The sequence below is a fragment of the Hymenobacter humi genome (assembly GCF_042665855.1).
GTDB lineage: Bacteria > Bacteroidota > Bacteroidia > Cytophagales > Hymenobacteraceae > Hymenobacter > Hymenobacter humi.
In genome coordinates this window covers 2,120,872-2,135,367 of record NZ_JBHTEK010000001.1, presented here as the reverse complement: position 1 = coordinate 2,135,367, position 14,496 = coordinate 2,120,872, and the positions used below count along the sequence as shown (strand labels likewise).

Genomic DNA, 14,496 nt, shown 5'->3' with positions numbered 1-14,496 from the left:
GCGGTATAAGCTCCACTCAGTCACTCAGCCGCTCAGCCACTCCCTAGAGGCGTTCCATGTCGCGCTTTTGGGCTTTTTCCTTGAGGTCGTTGCGCTTGTCGAAGAGCTTTTTGCCCTGGGCCAAGGCGATTTCGATTTTGGCAAAGCCGCGGTCGGTCACGAAGAGGCGTAGGGGCACGATGGTCAGGCCCTGGTCCACGCTTTTGCCGGCCAACTGCTTGAGCTCGCGCTTGTTGAGCAGGAGCTTGCGCTCGCGCATGGCGTCGTGGTTGTTGTAAGTACCTAAGGAATAGGGCGCGATGCGCACGCCGTGAATCCAGAGGCTGCCGTCGGTGTGGAACAGGCAGTAGCCGTCCTGCAGGTTCACGTTGCCGTCACGGATGCTCTTGATTTCGGTGCCTTGCAGCATCACGCCCGCGTCGTACTTGGCCAGGAAGGTGTATTCGTGGCTGGCGCGGCGGTTTTTAATATTGATAATGGCGGGTTTATCGTCTTTGGCCATGCTAGTGGTTCGGTTCAGGATGTGCGGGGGCCGCGGCTTCGGCTTGCAGCGCGGCGAAGCGGGCCGCTAGTCGGGCGCGGTTCACGATGCGTTGGCCGGTGTGGCCGGTGGCTACGAGGCGTGGTCCCACCCGGGCTTCTACGGCACAACGCAACGCGGGGCCGTCGAGGGCTTCAAAGGTAGCCGTCAGCACGACGGTTTCGCCCACGAAGGCTGGGGCGTGGTGCTGGATGAATAATTCGGTGCCGATGCCTTCTTCGTCGGCCTCCTTCATTTCCAGCACAAAAAGCCGGGCGGCCCACTCCATTTCGCGGCCCAAGGCAAACGTGCTGAGCACGGCATGCACCAAGCCGCCGGTAGTGGGCCCGAAATCCGCAAAGTCTTCGGGCCGCACGGTGTAGCGGTGAACTTTGGTGGCACCGGGGAGAAATGAATTGGTCATAAGAAGTAGCGCGGACTTTGTAGTCCGCGTCCCTGACAGAAACTCGAACGACCGCCAAGTTGCGCGGAGACTTGAACTACAAAGTTCGCGCTACGTCAGCTTCAGGCGCGGGTCGGGGCTGGTAAGCTGGGTGGCAAAGTCGCCGGCCTCGTACTGAAAATGCGCCGTCATGGCCACCATGGCCGCGTTGTCTGTGCAGAAGGCGAAGTCCGGGATGAATACCTCCCAGCCCTGGGCCACAGCTTCGGCCTCCAGCGCCGTACGCAGGCCGGAGTTGGCCGCTACGCCGCCGGCCAGGGCCACTTGCGTGAGGCCCGTATCGGCGGCGGCGCGGCGGAGCTGGCGCAGTAACGTGGCCACGATGGTATGCTGAATGCTGGCGCAGAGGTCGGGCAGGTTTTCGGCCACGAAGTCGGGGTTGGCAGCCGTTTCCTTCTTCAGGAAATACAGCACTGAAGTTTTCAGCCCACTGAAGGAGAAGTCGTAGCCCGGCATGGCCCCGACGGGGAAGGCAAACCGCTGCGGGTTGCCCTGGCGGGCCAGTTTGTCGAGGTGCGGGCCACCGGGGTACGGCAGGCCGAGAAGCTTGGCGGTTTTGTCGAACGCCTCGCCGGCCGCGTCGTCGATGGTCTGGCCCATCACCTCCATTTCCAGTGCTGATTTTACCACCACCAGTGGGTGTGGCCGCCGCTCACGGTGAGGCAGAGGAATGGGAAACTGGGCTTGGGGTCGCGCAGGAAGTGAGCCAGAATGTGGGCCCGCATGTGGTTCACGGCAAGCAGGGGCTTGTCGAGGGCCAGGGCCAGCGTCTTGGCAAACATCCCCCTACTAATAAGGACCCCAGCAGGCCGGGGCCCTGGGTCACGGCCACGGCGTCGAGGTCGTGTTTGGTAATGCCGGCTTGCTGGAGGGCGGCAGTGACCACGGGCAGCATGTGCTGCTGGTGGGCGCGCGAGGCGAGCTCGGGCACCACGCCGCCGTACTGCTCGTGTACTTTTTGGGTGGCCACCACGTTGCTCAGGAGCTGGCCGCCGGCCAATACGGCCGCGCCCGTGTCGTCGCACGAAGATTCGATGGCAAGAATGATGGGATGAGCGGGCATGGGCAGTAGCGCTAAGGAAAGCTTAGCAGGCTCAACAATCGGTAAGAAGAAAGATTCGAACAGGCGCCACCCAAACTCGTGGGCAATGCACGGCGGGAGATGGCCTTTTCGGTCCTGCAAAGGTAGCAGCGGGGCCGCACGGGCCAGCCCACGGGGGTGAACCCGCTCCTATCTTGGGCCGTTCCCTTGGCGTGATAGTTGGTTGAACTGTTTTGCGGTTGTCGCAAACAACTAAAAAACCGCAACTTTGCGGATTGCCCCGCGTTTCTCGCTTCATTCCCTCCTGCCCCGGTGCGTAGTTTCTTCTCCGTTTTGCTAAAAGTGCTGCTGGGCCTCGTCTTGGTGGTGGTGCTGGCCATCGTGGGGGCGCTGGTGGCGCTGCGGGTGCCCAGCGTGCAAACCCGGCTGGCCCACAAGGCGGCCGAGGTGCTTTCCAGGAAGTTGGGGCAGCGCGTCACGATTGGGCGGGTGGATGTGCGGCCGTTTTCGCGGGTGCTGCTCGACGGCGTACAAGTGCAGGACCGGCGCGGCGGCGAGCTGTTCAGCATTGGCCGGGCCGACGCCGACATTTCTTTGTTCTCGGTGTTTGACCCGCGGCACCTGCACGTGAGCAAGCTCACGCTCAACGAGCCGCGCTTTGTGCTCAAGAACCTGGCGGGCCAGCCCGACTCCACCACGTTCAACCAGTTTATGGCGGCCGTGAAGCGGCTGATGGGCCCTTCCGACACCACCAAATCGGCCCCTTTCGACTTTAAGATTGCGGCCGTGGCCCTGCGCAACGGCCACTTTGCCATCGAAAAGCAAGACGTGCCGCGGGCGAAGACCTACGGCAAAAGCATCGATTACGACCACTTGGTGGTGGACAGCATCTACGCCGACGTGTCCAAAATCCACCTGGGCGACACGCTGGGTTTGCGCATCAGCAACCTGCACGCCGTGGAAACGCCGTCGCGAACGCAGCTACGCGAAATCACGGCCGACATGCTGTACCACCCGCATTTCTGGGAGTTCAAGAACCTGAGCCTGCGTGTGGGCCGCAGCCAAATCAAAGACTATCTGCGCTTTGAATACCGCGTGTTCAGCAACTTCACCGATTACAACGACTCGATGAAGACCATTACCCGGCTGCGCGGCTCGGAGGTCTTCACCGACGACATTGCCAAGTTTGCCCCGCAGCTGGCCACGCTGCACGAGTCCATCAAGATTTCCGGCGACGCCTCGGGCTACGTGCGCGACTTCAAGGTAAACAACCTGGATTTGCGCTACGGCAAGGGCACGCACATTGTGGCCAAGCGCGCCCACGCCGACAACCTGCCCAACTACAAGGAAAGCTTTATTGACCTGCGCCTGATGCCGTCGGTGGTACTGGCCAGCGACCTGAAGCCCTGGCTGCCGGCCTCGGCCAATAAGATTGTGCAGCGCCTGGGCCGGGTGAAGCTGCAGGGCCAGGTGCTGGGCTTCTACAACGACTTTGTGGCCAATGCCTCCTTCGACACGGCCCTGGGCTTCGTGGCCACCGATGTCAACCTCAAGACCAAGACCGACCTCATGCACGCCGCCTACAAGGGCACGGTGCGGGCCAATGCCTTCCAATTGGGCAAGTTTCTGGGCGATGAAAGCGTGATTCGGGACGTGACGCTGAACGGCAGCGTGGCCGGCGTGGGCTTTGTGCCGCCCTACGCCCGCGGCCAGGCCAAGGCCACGGTGCCCAGCATCTGGCTCAACGGCTACCGCTACCGCAACATCGATTTCGACGGGGACTACCACCAGCGGGCCTTCAGCGGGCACATGCGGGTGAACGACCCGGCGCTGCGCATGCACGCCGACGGCCGCATCGACCTGGACCGGGCGCACGAAGACGTGGACATCAAAACCAAAATTGAGCACGCCAACCTGCGCACCCTCGGCCTCACCTCCCAGAACTTCACCATCGCCACCACCGGCGAAGTGAAATTCCGCGGGGTGCAGCTTGACTCGCTTATCGGCCACGCCTACCTGCGCAAGTCCCGCTTTACCCTCGACGGCCGTCGGCTCAACCTCGACACGCTCGACGTGGTGAGCACCCGCAACAGCCGCAACGAGCGCCGCGTGACGGTGCGCTCGGAGGCGCTCGATGCCAGCGTGGCCGGCACCTTCAACACCTCCGACGTGGTGCGCGACGTGCAGACGCTGCTCACCGAGTACCGGCTCAACTTCGAAAGCAACGCCACGGCCACGGCCAACTACTACCGCCGCAAGCGCCAGCGGGTGCTGCCGGTGTATCAAATTGACTTACAGCTCAATTTGAAGAAGTCTAATCCGGTGCTGACGCTGTTTGTGCCCGAGCTGCGGGTGGCCGACGGCAGCCGCATCGACGGCTCGTTTCGGAGCGGCGAAACATCGATTTTCCAGCTGGGCGGCCACCTCGACAGCCTGCGCTACGGCCCCGTGCGCACGGTGAACACCGACTTCGATTTCCTGACCTCGAAGCTGCCCTACAAGCCCGACATCCTGGCCCAGGCCAGCATCACGAGCGACCAGCAGGTGCTGCCCACGCTGGGGCGCACCGAGAAATTCATCCTGGAAGGCGTGTGGGACCAGCAGCGCATCAACTTCTCGACCTCGCTGGCCCAAACGGGCACCACCAACAAGGCCACCATCAACGGCTCGCTCGGTTTTTGCCGCGCGCCATCGAGGTCGTGTTTCGGCAGTCGGCCCTGCACCTGCTGGACAAAGACTGGACCATTGCGGCCAACAACTCGGTGCGCATCAGCGACTACGGCCGCGAGTTCGATATTAAGAACCTGACGTTCAGCAACGGCGTGCAGTTTGTGGGGGCCCAAGGGTTCATCTCGCCCGATGCGAGCAAGCCGCCGCTGGAGCTGCTGGTGAAAGACTTTGAGCCTGGCCACGCTGAACACCCTGACCGGCCAGCGCCTGGGGGCCGCGTGAACGCCCAGGGCACCATGAAGGGCGTGTACGGCCCGCTCACCATCAACAGCACGCTGGGCGTGGACTCGCTCACGTACGACGGCACGCTCATCGGGCAGGTGGCCGGGCGTGGCGACTGGGACAATACCGCCAGCAAGCTGCGCGTGAACCTGGACGTGGCCCGCGCGGGCCAGTCGGTGCTGACGGTGCTGGGCGACATTGCCCCGAGGGACGACACCAACCAGTTCAACCTCACGGGCACCCTTAACGATGCGCCCATCGTGCTGGCCCAGCCCTTCCTGGGCACGCTGTTCCGGAACCTGGGCGGCACCGGCCGGGGCGAGTTGCGGCTCACCGGCAAGTTTGCGGCGCCCAACCTGCTGGGCCGCGTCGACGTGAGCAACGGCCGCCTCACCTTCGGGTACCTGGGCACCACCTACACCTTCGCCGACCGCATCACCTTCACCAACCGCTCCATCGAGTTCCGCAACATCCGGCTGCGCGACGTGCTGGGCAACACCGGCACCGTGGACGGCGTGGTGAGCCATCGCGGCTTCAAAGACATGAGCCTGGATATTGCGGCCAGCTTCCGTAAGATGCAGGTGCTCAACACCACGCGCAAAGACAACGAGCTGTATTTCGGCACGGCGTACTCCACCGGCACGGCCCGCATCACCGGCCCCACCGACGATTTGAACATCACCGTGCGGGCCAGCAGCGAGGCGGGCACGCGCATTTCGCTGCCGCTCGACAACGCCGCCCGGGCCCAGAAAGCCGGCTACATCAGGTTCGTGAACAACAACATTGTGGGCGATACCGTGCTGCTGAGAAAAGTGCAGGCGGCGTCGGCGCAGGAGAAAATCGACCTCTCCGGCATCACGCTCAACATGAACCTGACCATTACGCCGGAAGCCTACCTGGAAATCCTGCTCGACGAAAGCACCGGCGACGTGATTCGGGGCTCGGCGGCCGGGCAGCTGCGCATGGCCATCGACACCCGCGGCGAGTTCAACATGTTTGGGCAGGTCGAAATCGTGCGCGGCGCCTACAACTTCACGTTGCAAGGCCTGATTAACAAGGAGTTTGTGGTACGGCCCGGCGGCATCATTTCCTGGAACGGCGACCCGCTGGCCGGCGAGATGAACGTGACGGCTATTTACACCCAGCGCACCTCGCTGGCGCCCGTGCTGGAAACCGGCTCATCAGGCAGCGTGGCCGTGGTGCCCGTGACGGCCGTGATGAACCTGACCGGCCCGCTGCTGCTACCGGCCATCAGGCTGAACCTGGAGTTCAACGACGCGCCGGGCACTTTGCAGGGCGAACTGGCCGCTTTCGTTGCCTCCCTGCGCAACGATGAGCAGGAGCTAAACCGACAAGTATTTAGTTTGCTGGTATTTAAGCAACTCTCGCCCCGCGGCAGCTCGCTGGGCAGCACCATTTCGCTGAAAGGCCAGGACAACTCCGTGCAGAACAGCCTGGGCCAGATTCTGAGCACCCAGGCTGGGCCTGCTGACCTCGCAAATTGACCAAAACCTGGAAATCGACTTCAACATCAACGGCCTCACCGCCGAGCAGCTCCAGGCCCTGCAGGTGCGCCTGAGCTACTCCTTCATGAACGGGCGGCTGCGCGTGACCCGCGAAGGCGGCTTCACCAGCAACGCCAACCTGGTGAATGCCGGCTCCACGACGCCCACCTCCGGCAACACGGCCGGCCAAGCCTCCCTCCTAGGCGACCTGAGCCTGGAGTATTACCTGCGGCCCGACGGCAAGTTCCGGACCAAGCTGCGCTACGAAACCACGCCCCGCGACCTGGAAACCATCAACCAGCCCCGCGCCGGCCTCTCGCTGCTGCACACCGAGCAGTTCAACACGTTCGGCGAGCTGTTCAGCCGCAAAAACCCGAAGAAGCGCGAGCGCAACACCCAAAAAGCCCGCGAAGGGCGCGAAGTGCTGAACGTAGACGAGGACCCGCGGACGAATTTGTAGGCGGTCAACTCCCCTTCTCAGTTGAGGAGGGGACGCTCAACTGCCAAGTTGAGTGGGGTGGTTGCCCTCGTTGAACGATGCTAGCCCAAGCCGTTCTGTGGCTAGTCGTTCGGGTATCGTTCAACGAGGGCAACCACCCCGTTTGAGCTGAAGCTCAAACATCCCCTCCTCAACTGAGGAGGGGAGTTGTCGTTCGGTTCTCTCTCATCGCCTCTCCGCCCCTACCTTTGCCAAAATATGGCCACTCTCACCACCCGCAAGAAAAAGCTCGGCTCTTACCCTACTTTACTCGTGGTGTTCAGCATCACGCTGGCGCTGGTGGTCATTGGCTTGTTTGGGCTGCTGCTGCTTCATGCCCAAAAGCTGTCGGAGGTGGTGCGCGAAAACCTGGAGGTGCAGGTGTACCTCGACCGCGACCTGCCCGAGACGGAGCTGCTGCGCCTGCAGCAGGACCTGGGCCAGCAGCCCTTCGTGGCCGAGAAAGCCGGCCGGCCCCAAATCCGGTTTGTGAGCAAGGAAGAAGGCGCCCGCCAGCTGCTGCAAAGCACCGGCGAAGACTTCCGCCAGTTTCTCGGCGACAACCCGCTGCGCGACGCCTACGTGCTGAAAATCAAACCCGAATACACCGACACCATGCACCTGCGCCAGCTGGAGCGGAGCATTGCCACCCAGCGCGGCGTGTTTGAGGTGCAGTACCCGCAGGACCTGTTTACGAGTATCAACAACAACCTGACCCGGGTGAGCCTCGTGCTGCTGGGCTTCGCGGCGGTGCTAGTGCTGGTGGTGGTTATTCTGATAAATAATACCATTAAGCTGGCGCTGTTCTCGCAGCGCTTTCTTATCCGGTCCATGCAACTGGTGGGCGCTACCCGCCTCTTTATTCAGCAGCCGTTTTTGCGGCGCGCCACCTGGCAGGGCCTGGCCAGCGGGTTGCTGGCGGCGCTGCTGCTGGTGGCGCTGCTGCAGTACGCCTACCTCGAAGTTGAGCCGCTGCGCCTGCTGCGCGATGACTTCCGGTTAGCTATTCTGTTGCTTTCGGTCATTGCCCTGGGCGTCATCATCGGCTTTCTCAGCTCGGTTCGGGCCGTGCACAAGTACCTCAACATGTCGCTCGACGACCTCTATTAATTTTTTAGTTGTCGGTTTCTGGTTGCTAGTTGTTGGTTTTTAGCACTTATCGCTGACAATGAACATCTAACAACTGCCAACCAGCAACTAGCAACCAGCAACTAACATATGACCCCCAATTCCCCCGCTCCCCGCTTCGCCTTCGGCCCCCGCAACTACCGCCTGATGTGGATTGGGCTGGCCGTGCTGGCCGCCGGCTTCATCACTATGATGTTTGGCGACAAGGAAAACTACGGCGAGGATTTTGTCGGCATCACGCTGGGGCCACTGCTGCTCATCGCTGGGTTCCTGGTTGAATTTGCGGCCATTATGGTGCGTGATAAATCTCTGGTTGCGCCAGCCCCAACAGCAACTGCCGCGACGCCCGCTCAAGTGGCGACGCCCGCCGCCACGACCGCCCCGGCCCCGGCTGCTCCGGCTTACAAGCGCCTGTAATTACCCTCCTGCATGACTTATTGGGACGCGCTGCTCCTCGCCATTGTCGAGGGCATCACCGAGTTTTTGCCCGTATCGAGCACGGGCCACATGATTATTGCCTCGGCGCTGCTGGGCATTCCGGCCACACCCTTCACCAAGCTGTATCTGGTGGTGATTCAGCTGGGGGCCATTCTGTCGGTGTTTGCGGTGTACTGGCGCCGCTTTTTTCAGAGCTTCGACTTTTACCTCAAGCTGCTGGTGGCCTTTCTGCCGGTGGTGGTGGTGGGGCTGCTGCTCAAGAAGTACATCGACGCCCTGCTCGAATCGGTGGGCGTAGTGGCCTTTATGCTGGTGCTGGGCGGCGTCGTGCTGCTGTTCATTGACCGCTGGTTTCCGCAGGAAGACCCGAACGAGGGCGGCCACCCCGTCACGAACCCGGGCTGGCGCGAGGCTTTCGTGATTGGCGTGTTTCAGTGCCTGGCCGTGGTGCCGGGCGTGAGCCGCTCGGCGGCCACCATCATCGGCGGCCTCACCCAGAAGCTCACGCGCCGTGCGGCGGCGGAGTTTGCCTTTTCCTGGCCATGCCCACCATGGCGGCCGCGGCGGCCAAAGACCTTTACGATTTCTACAAAGACAGCCAGGTTGGACTGTCGATGGTGGAAGTCAAGCAGCTGCTGTTCGGCAATGCGGTGGCGTTTGTGGTGGCGCTGCTCGCCATTCGGCTGTTCGTGGGCTTTGTCACGAAGTACGGCTTCCGGGCCTTTGGTATTTACCGCATTATTGTGGGCGGCATTCTGCTGCTTATGTTGGGTCTGGGCATCAACTTACAATTGGTATGAGCACGAAAACCTTAGCCGATTACGATTTTGAGGCGGGCGAAGTCCTGCTGCTCGACAAGCCGCTGACATGGACGTCGTTTGACGTGGTGCGCAAGGTGAAAAACGCGCTGCGCATCAAGAAAATCGGCCACGCCGGCACCCTCGACCCCTTGGCCACCGGCCTGCTCATTCTGTGCACAGGGAAGAAAACCAAGGAAATTGACCTGATTCAGGCCCAGGAAAAAGAGTACGCCGGCACCTTCCGCCTCGGCGAAACCACGCCCAGCTTCGACCTGGAAACCGCCGTGGACATGGCCCGTCCCTACGCGCACCTCACGCCCGAGCAGATTGTGGCGGCCACCTTGCCATTTGTGGGCACCATTCAGCAAACGCCGCCGCTGTTCTCGGCCGTGAAAATCGACGGCAAGCGCGCCTACGAAATTGCCCGCAACGGCCAGGAAGCCGAAATCAAGGCCAAGACGGTTGAGATAAAAACGTTTGAGATTACGCGCATTGAGCTGCCCGAGGTGGACTTCCGGGTGGTGTGCTCCAAGGGCACCTACATCCGCAGCCTTGCCCGCGACCTGGGCGTGGCCCTAGGCTGCGGCGCTCACCTCACCCGGCTGGTGCGCACACGCATTGGCGAGTACCGGGTAGAAGATGCGTTTTCGCTGGAGGCCATCGAGGCCCTGCGCCCGCCCCGCCCCGAAGGCGAAGCTTCTCCCCGGCGGCCCCGCATCGAGCGCCCGCGTACGGCCCCCAACCGGGCTGGCCTGCAGTACTATGCGGCTCTCCAGGCCGATGCCCTGGCCGCCAAGCACAACCACGAGGAAGCCGACTCGGCGTCTACGCCGCTGGAATCGGCGCCGGAATAAGCCAGCGCCCTGACTCCGTAGCCCACAGTAGCGAGGTGCTTAGTTGCCCTCGTGGCGGCGCGCAGTTCGGGGTAGCGCCCGTTACCTTCGCGGCGCTACTTTTCTCATCACACGCTTTCCGGCGCCCCCATGCACGTCATCCGCGACCCGGCTCAATTTCCTTTTCTTGGCAATGCCGTCGTCACGAGCGGCACCTTCGACGGGGTGCACGTGGGGCACCAGCGTATTCTGAGCCGGCTGCGCGAGGTGGCGCAGGCCAGCGGCGCGCCGTCGGTGGTTATCACCTACTGGCCGCACCCGCGGCTGGTGCTGGGGCCGCCACCCTCGCACCCCGAGCTGCTGGAGCTGCAGCTGCTCAATACCTTAGACGAGCGGATTGACAAGCTGGCGCACTTGGGCGTAGACTACCTGCTCATCGTGCCGTTTACCAAGGAGTTTGCGCAGTGGACCTCAGAGGAATACATCCAAAAGCTGCTGCTGCAGACCGTGGGGGCCAAGCAGCTCGTCATCGGCTACGACCACCGCTTTGGCAAAAACCGGGAAGGCGGCTTCGATTACCTGAGCCAAAACGCCGACCGCTACGGCCTGACGGTAGAGGAAATCCCGCGCGAAGACGTGGACGCCGTGGGCGTGAGCAGCACGCGCATCCGGCAGGCGCTCCGCCAGGGCGACATCGCCACCGCCAACCGCTACCTCGGCTACCAGTACCCGCTCACCGGGCTGGTGGTGCACGGCCAGAAGCTGGGCCGCACCATCGGCTACCCCACGGCCAACCTGGCCACCACCGAGCCGCTGAAGCTGGTACCGGCCCGCGGCATCTACGCAGTGTGGGCCATTACGGCAGCCGGCACGCGGCACCCGGCCATGCTCAGCATTGGCGTGCGGCCCACCATTGGCAACGATTTGGCGCAGACCATTGAAGTGAATCTGCTCGACTTCAACGGGGACTTATACGACCAACTGCTGACGCTCGAGTTTGTGGCCTGGCTACGGGCCGAAGAAAAATATGATGGCTTGCATGCGTTAACGGCACAATTATCGTTGGATGCGCAAGCTACTAGGGCGGCGCTGGCGTAATCCGCCTCTCGTCCGTCATCACTTTATCAGATTATCAATGAGTTATTTCCGGTTATTGCTAATGTGCTGCTTGTGGCTCGGGGCCGCGGGCGCAGCCCAGGCCCAGGGGAAACTGAGCGGCGTGGTCTTGGATTCGGTAACGCACGAGCCGCTGGCGTTTGCCAGCGTGTTTCTGGCCAACACCACCCTGGGCGCTACCACCACCGAGCAGGGCACCTTTGAGTTTCCGCGCGTGCCGGCCGGGACTTACGACGTGGTGGGCTCCTACGTGGGCTACCGTCTGGCCAAGCAGAGCATTACCGTGGGCCCCACGCCCCAAAAGGTGACGCTGAACCTGGCCCCCACCGGCAACCAGGCGGCCGAAGTGGTGGTGAAGCCGGAGCCCAACAAGCCGAAAGACTACAAGAAATTCGCGGACCTATTTCTGGGCGGCTCCTCGTTTTCGGAGCAGTGCCACATCAGCAATCCCGACCAGGTGCGGGTGATGTACGACGAGGATACCAAGGAGCTCACGGCGCGGGCCAAGCAGTTTGTGCAGGTCGACAACGACGCCCTGGGCTACCGCCTCAAGTACTACGGAATGGAGTTCGCCTACAACGCCGAGGACCAGACCATTTCCTACTACGGCGAGCCGGTGTTCGAAGAAATGACCCCGCGCGACGACAAAGAGCGGGAGAAGTGGCTGGAAAACCGCGCCACGGCCTACACGGGCTCGTTTATGCACTTCCTGCGCAGCGTGTACACGAACCGCCTGCAGCCCGAAAACTTCCTGGTGCAGCAGGTGCGCGTGGGGCCCACCCCGGCTACGAGCGCGCCCAAAGCCGCCGCAAGGCCCTGCTGGCCCGCCGCCCCAACGGCGGGTTTACCAAGGCTGAGAAAGACTCCCTGGCCCGCTGGGACCGCCTCACCGCCGTTGCGGCTCGGCTCAACCCCACTCCGCTGCCCATCGACAGCATCCGCCGGGTATCGCCCGACGGGCATACTTATTTGCGTTTCACGGGCGAGCTGCAGGTGGCCCACTTCGGCGAAGCTCCCGACCCGCGCTACAAGCAGCGCATGGCCTCGCTGGGCCCCTCACGCACGCCTTATCCCACCAAGCGGCAGGTTTCGCGGCTGAAACTGCAGGAAACCGAAGCCGAGATTCAGCCCAACGGCTCGCTCACCAACCCGCTGGACGTGTACAACGGCGAATACTGGGGCTTCGAGCGCGTCGGCGAGTTTCTACCGGTCGATTACGTGCCCCCACTGCCGGCGCTTCGGCCCCGGCCAACCCGTAAGCCGGCGGCCTGATGCGCTTTTTCCCACTGTTTGTTTTGCTGCTTGGGCTGTTTTTGCGGCCCAACTTGGCCCAAGCCCAGAGCAGCATCAGCGGAATAGTGCAGGACTCGGTGACGCGCCAGCCGCTGGCGTTTGCGAGTGTGTTTCTGGCCAATACCACTTTGGGGGTGACCACCACCGAGCAGGGCACCTTTGAGTTTCCGCGCGTGCCGGCGGGCACCTACGACGTGGTGGGCTCCTACGTGGGCTACCGCCTGGCCAAGCAGAGCATCACCGTGGGCCCCACGCCCCAGCAGCTCATGCTGCGGGCCCGACGGCCAGCCAGGCGGGCGAAGTAGTAGTGCGGCCCAATCCGAACCGGGCCAGCGACTACCAGAAATTCGTGGAGCTGTTTCTGGGCCGCACCACGTTTTCGCGCCAGTGCCGCATTCGCAACCCCGACGACGTGCTGGTCGATTTCGACCCCACCGAGAACGAGCTGACGGCCTCGTCCTACAAGTTTGTGCAGGTCGCCAACCAGGCCCTGGGCTACCGCATTAAATACTACGGGCTGCGCTTCGTCACGAACTTCAAGCAGAACGTGGTGAGCTTCTACGGCCAGCCGGTATTTGAGGAAATGACCCCGCGCAACGAGCGCCAGAAGCGGCTTTGGGAAGCCAATCGGCTGGCGGCCTACCGCGGCTCGCTCACCCATTTCCTCAAGAGCGTGCATGATAACCAAGTCACCACCGAAGGCTTCCTGGCGCAGCGGCTGCGCATTGTGCCCAACCGCCGGTTCCCGCAGGCCGACAGCCTGCGTCGCGCGCTTTTAAGACGCCGGCTCAACATGGTGCTCACGTCCGCCGAAAACGATTCGCTGGCCCGTTGGGGCAAGGAGCCGCCGGCTTTTTCGATACTCTACACCAAGCCACGGCCCATCGACAGCCTGCGCCGGGTATCGGCCGATGGCGCGCACGTCTTCCTGCGCTATACCAACCACCTGCAGGTGAGCTACTTGCGCGAATCCCCAGACCCGCTGTACCGGTTGCCCGCGGCCAGAATAGGCGTGGCGCCCGTAGCTCCGCCCCGCGACCGGCAGGTGTCGCAATTGATGCTAATGGCCCGCGAAATCGAGATTCAGCCCAACGGCCAATTGGTGAATCCGCTGGGCGTATTTACCGACGAATACTGGGGGTTCGAAAAAATGGGTGAATTTTTACCCGTGAATTACCTGCCGCCGGCGCCGTGCCCGGCTCCACCCCATCCCACCCATGATAGATAAAACCGTTTCGAACTCCCAAGAGGCCCTGCAAGGCATCGCCGATGGCATGACCCTGATGCTCGGCGGCTTCGGCCTCTGCGGCATCCCCGAAAACTCCATTCAGGAGCTGCTCCGCCTCGGCGTAAAAACCTTACCTGCATCTCCAACAACGCGGGCGTCGACGACTTCGGCATCGGCCTGCTGCTGCAAACCAAGCAGGTCAAGAAGATGATTGCCAGCTACGTAGGCGAGAACGCCGAGTTTGAGCGGCAGCTGCTCAGCGGCGAGCTAGAAGTAGAGTTGATTCCGCAGGGCACCCTGGCCGAGCGCTGCCGGGCGGGCGGCGCGGGCATTCCGGCGTTTTTCACCCCGGCCGGCTACGGCACCGAGGTTGGTGAAGGCAAGGAAAGCCGCGAGTTCAACGGCAAGATGTACCTCATGGAAACCGGCCTCATCGCCGACTTTGCCTTCGTGAAAGCTTGGAAGGGCGACACGGCCGGCAACCTGATTTACAAAGGCACGGCTCGCAACTTCAACCCCATGATGGCCACGGCCGGCAAAATCACGGTGGCCGAAGTAGAAGAGCTGGTGCCCGCCGGCGAGCTGGACCCCAACCAGATTCATACGCCGGGCATCTTCGTGCAGCGCATCTACCAGGGCGAGCACTACGAAAAGCGCATTGAGCAGCGCACCGTTCGGCAGAGTTAACCCCAGACCGTCA

The 14,496-nt window shown here is 62.5% G+C and carries 13 protein-coding genes and 3 pseudogenes; 13 read left to right on the top strand and 3 right to left on the bottom strand.

Annotation, left to right across the window (positions count from 1 at the left end; translation table 11 throughout):
* Positions 1-43: 43 nt before the first annotated feature.
* The 3 genes and pseudogenes from smpB to tsaD all read right to left on the bottom strand — a co-directional run bounded on the left by smpB (position 44) and on the right by tsaD (position 2,046).
* Complete coding sequence (gene smpB / locus ACFQT0_RS11915; RefSeq protein ID WP_068192980.1) at positions 44-502, bottom strand: SsrA-binding protein SmpB; 459 nt, start codon at positions 500-502, stop codon at positions 44-46.
* A gap of 1 nt (position 503) precedes the next feature.
* Positions 504-944: a thioesterase family protein gene (locus ACFQT0_RS11910; protein ID WP_380202988.1), complete on the bottom strand. Its 441-nt coding sequence runs from the start codon at positions 942-944 to the stop codon at positions 504-506.
* A gap of 90 nt (positions 945-1,034) precedes the next feature.
* Positions 1,035-2,046: pseudogene (gene tsaD / locus ACFQT0_RS11905) on the bottom strand (tRNA (adenosine(37)-N6)-threonylcarbamoyltransferase complex transferase subunit TsaD).
* A gap of 291 nt (positions 2,047-2,337) precedes the next feature.
* Here tsaD and ACFQT0_RS11900 point away from each other — a divergent pair.
* The 13 genes and pseudogenes from ACFQT0_RS11900 to ACFQT0_RS11840 all read left to right on the top strand — a co-directional run bounded on the left by ACFQT0_RS11900 (position 2,338) and on the right by ACFQT0_RS11840 (position 14,483).
* Positions 2,338-4,833, top strand: coding sequence for a DUF748 domain-containing protein (locus ACFQT0_RS11900; RefSeq protein WP_380202986.1), 2,496 nt, complete (start codon positions 2,338-2,340; stop codon positions 4,831-4,833).
* On the top strand, positions 4,725-6,482 hold the full coding sequence (locus ACFQT0_RS11895; RefSeq protein ID WP_380202984.1) for a translocation/assembly module TamB domain-containing protein: 1,758 nt from the start codon (positions 4,725-4,727) through the stop codon (positions 6,480-6,482). The genes ACFQT0_RS11900 and ACFQT0_RS11895 overlap by 109 nt, the downstream gene beginning before the upstream one ends.
* 64 nt (positions 6,483-6,546) lie before the next feature.
* Positions 6,547-6,942 carry a hypothetical protein gene (locus ACFQT0_RS11890; protein WP_380202982.1) on the top strand — a complete coding sequence of 132 codons (396 nt, stop codon included), beginning with the start codon at positions 6,547-6,549 and terminating at the stop codon, positions 6,940-6,942.
* A 237-nt stretch (positions 6,943-7,179) separates the two neighbouring features.
* Positions 7,180-8,070: a cell division protein FtsX gene (locus ACFQT0_RS11885; protein WP_380202980.1), complete on the top strand. Its 891-nt coding sequence runs from the start codon at positions 7,180-7,182 to the stop codon at positions 8,068-8,070.
* A gap of 108 nt (positions 8,071-8,178) precedes the next feature.
* A complete protein-coding gene (locus tag ACFQT0_RS11880) occupies positions 8,179-8,505 on the top strand; it encodes a DUF3098 domain-containing protein (RefSeq protein ID WP_380202978.1) in 327 nt (108 codons plus the stop codon).
* A gap of 12 nt (positions 8,506-8,517) precedes the next feature.
* A pseudogene (locus ACFQT0_RS11875) lies at positions 8,518-9,326 on the top strand (undecaprenyl-diphosphate phosphatase).
* A complete protein-coding gene (gene truB, locus ACFQT0_RS11870; protein ID WP_380202976.1) occupies positions 9,323-10,180 on the top strand; it encodes a tRNA pseudouridine(55) synthase TruB in 858 nt (285 codons plus the stop codon). The pseudogene ACFQT0_RS11875 and the gene truB overlap by 4 nt, the downstream one beginning before the upstream one ends.
* 129 nt (positions 10,181-10,309) lie before the next feature.
* Positions 10,310-11,257: a bifunctional riboflavin kinase/FAD synthetase gene (locus tag ACFQT0_RS11865; protein ID WP_380202974.1), complete on the top strand. Its 948-nt coding sequence runs from the start codon at positions 10,310-10,312 to the stop codon at positions 11,255-11,257.
* A gap of 61 nt (positions 11,258-11,318) precedes the next feature.
* Positions 11,319-12,374 carry a carboxypeptidase-like regulatory domain-containing protein gene (locus ACFQT0_RS11860; RefSeq protein WP_380202972.1) on the top strand — a complete coding sequence of 352 codons (1,056 nt, stop codon included), beginning with the start codon at positions 11,319-11,321 and terminating at the stop codon, positions 12,372-12,374.
* A complete protein-coding gene (locus ACFQT0_RS11855; protein WP_380202970.1) occupies positions 12,314-12,547 on the top strand; it encodes a hypothetical protein in 234 nt (77 codons plus the stop codon). The genes ACFQT0_RS11860 and ACFQT0_RS11855 overlap by 61 nt, the downstream gene beginning before the upstream one ends.
* Positions 12,547-12,873, top strand: a complete 327-nt coding sequence (locus ACFQT0_RS11850) for a carboxypeptidase-like regulatory domain-containing protein (RefSeq protein ID WP_380202968.1) — start codon at positions 12,547-12,549, stop codon at positions 12,871-12,873. Before ACFQT0_RS11855 ends, ACFQT0_RS11850 begins: the two co-directional genes overlap by 1 nt.
* Positions 12,874-12,875: 2 nt before the next feature.
* Positions 12,876-13,796, top strand: a complete 921-nt coding sequence (locus ACFQT0_RS11845) for a hypothetical protein (RefSeq protein WP_380202966.1) — start codon at positions 12,876-12,878, stop codon at positions 13,794-13,796.
* Positions 13,786-14,483 (top strand): annotated as a pseudogene (locus ACFQT0_RS11840) (CoA transferase subunit A). The gene ACFQT0_RS11845 and the pseudogene ACFQT0_RS11840 overlap by 11 nt, the downstream one beginning before the upstream one ends.
* Positions 14,484-14,496: the final 13 nt, after the last annotated feature.

What these genes read in the sequence shown, in the direction of transcription:
- smpB (WP_068192980.1), bottom strand. Translation starts at nt 502, where the DNA reads ATGGCCAAAGACGATAAACCCGCCATTATCAATATTAAAAACCGCCGC.
- ACFQT0_RS11910 (WP_380202988.1), bottom strand. Translation starts at nt 944, where the DNA reads ATGACCAATTCATTTCTCCCCGGTGCCACCAAAGTTCACCGCTACACC.
- ACFQT0_RS11885 (WP_380202980.1), top strand. Translation starts at nt 7,180, where the DNA reads ATGGCCACTCTCACCACCCGCAAGAAAAAGCTCGGCTCTTACCCTACT.
- ACFQT0_RS11880 (WP_380202978.1), top strand. Translation starts at nt 8,179, where the DNA reads ATGACCCCCAATTCCCCCGCTCCCCGCTTCGCCTTCGGCCCCCGCAAC.
- truB (WP_380202976.1), top strand. Translation starts at nt 9,323, where the DNA reads ATGAGCACGAAAACCTTAGCCGATTACGATTTTGAGGCGGGCGAAGTC.
- ACFQT0_RS11865 (WP_380202974.1), top strand. Translation starts at nt 10,310, where the DNA reads ATGCACGTCATCCGCGACCCGGCTCAATTTCCTTTTCTTGGCAATGCC.
- ACFQT0_RS11860 (WP_380202972.1), top strand. Translation starts at nt 11,319, where the DNA reads ATGTGCTGCTTGTGGCTCGGGGCCGCGGGCGCAGCCCAGGCCCAGGGG.
- ACFQT0_RS11855 (WP_380202970.1), top strand. Translation starts at nt 12,314, where the DNA reads ATGGCCTCGCTGGGCCCCTCACGCACGCCTTATCCCACCAAGCGGCAG.
- ACFQT0_RS11850 (WP_380202968.1), top strand. Translation starts at nt 12,547, where the DNA reads ATGCGCTTTTTCCCACTGTTTGTTTTGCTGCTTGGGCTGTTTTTGCGG.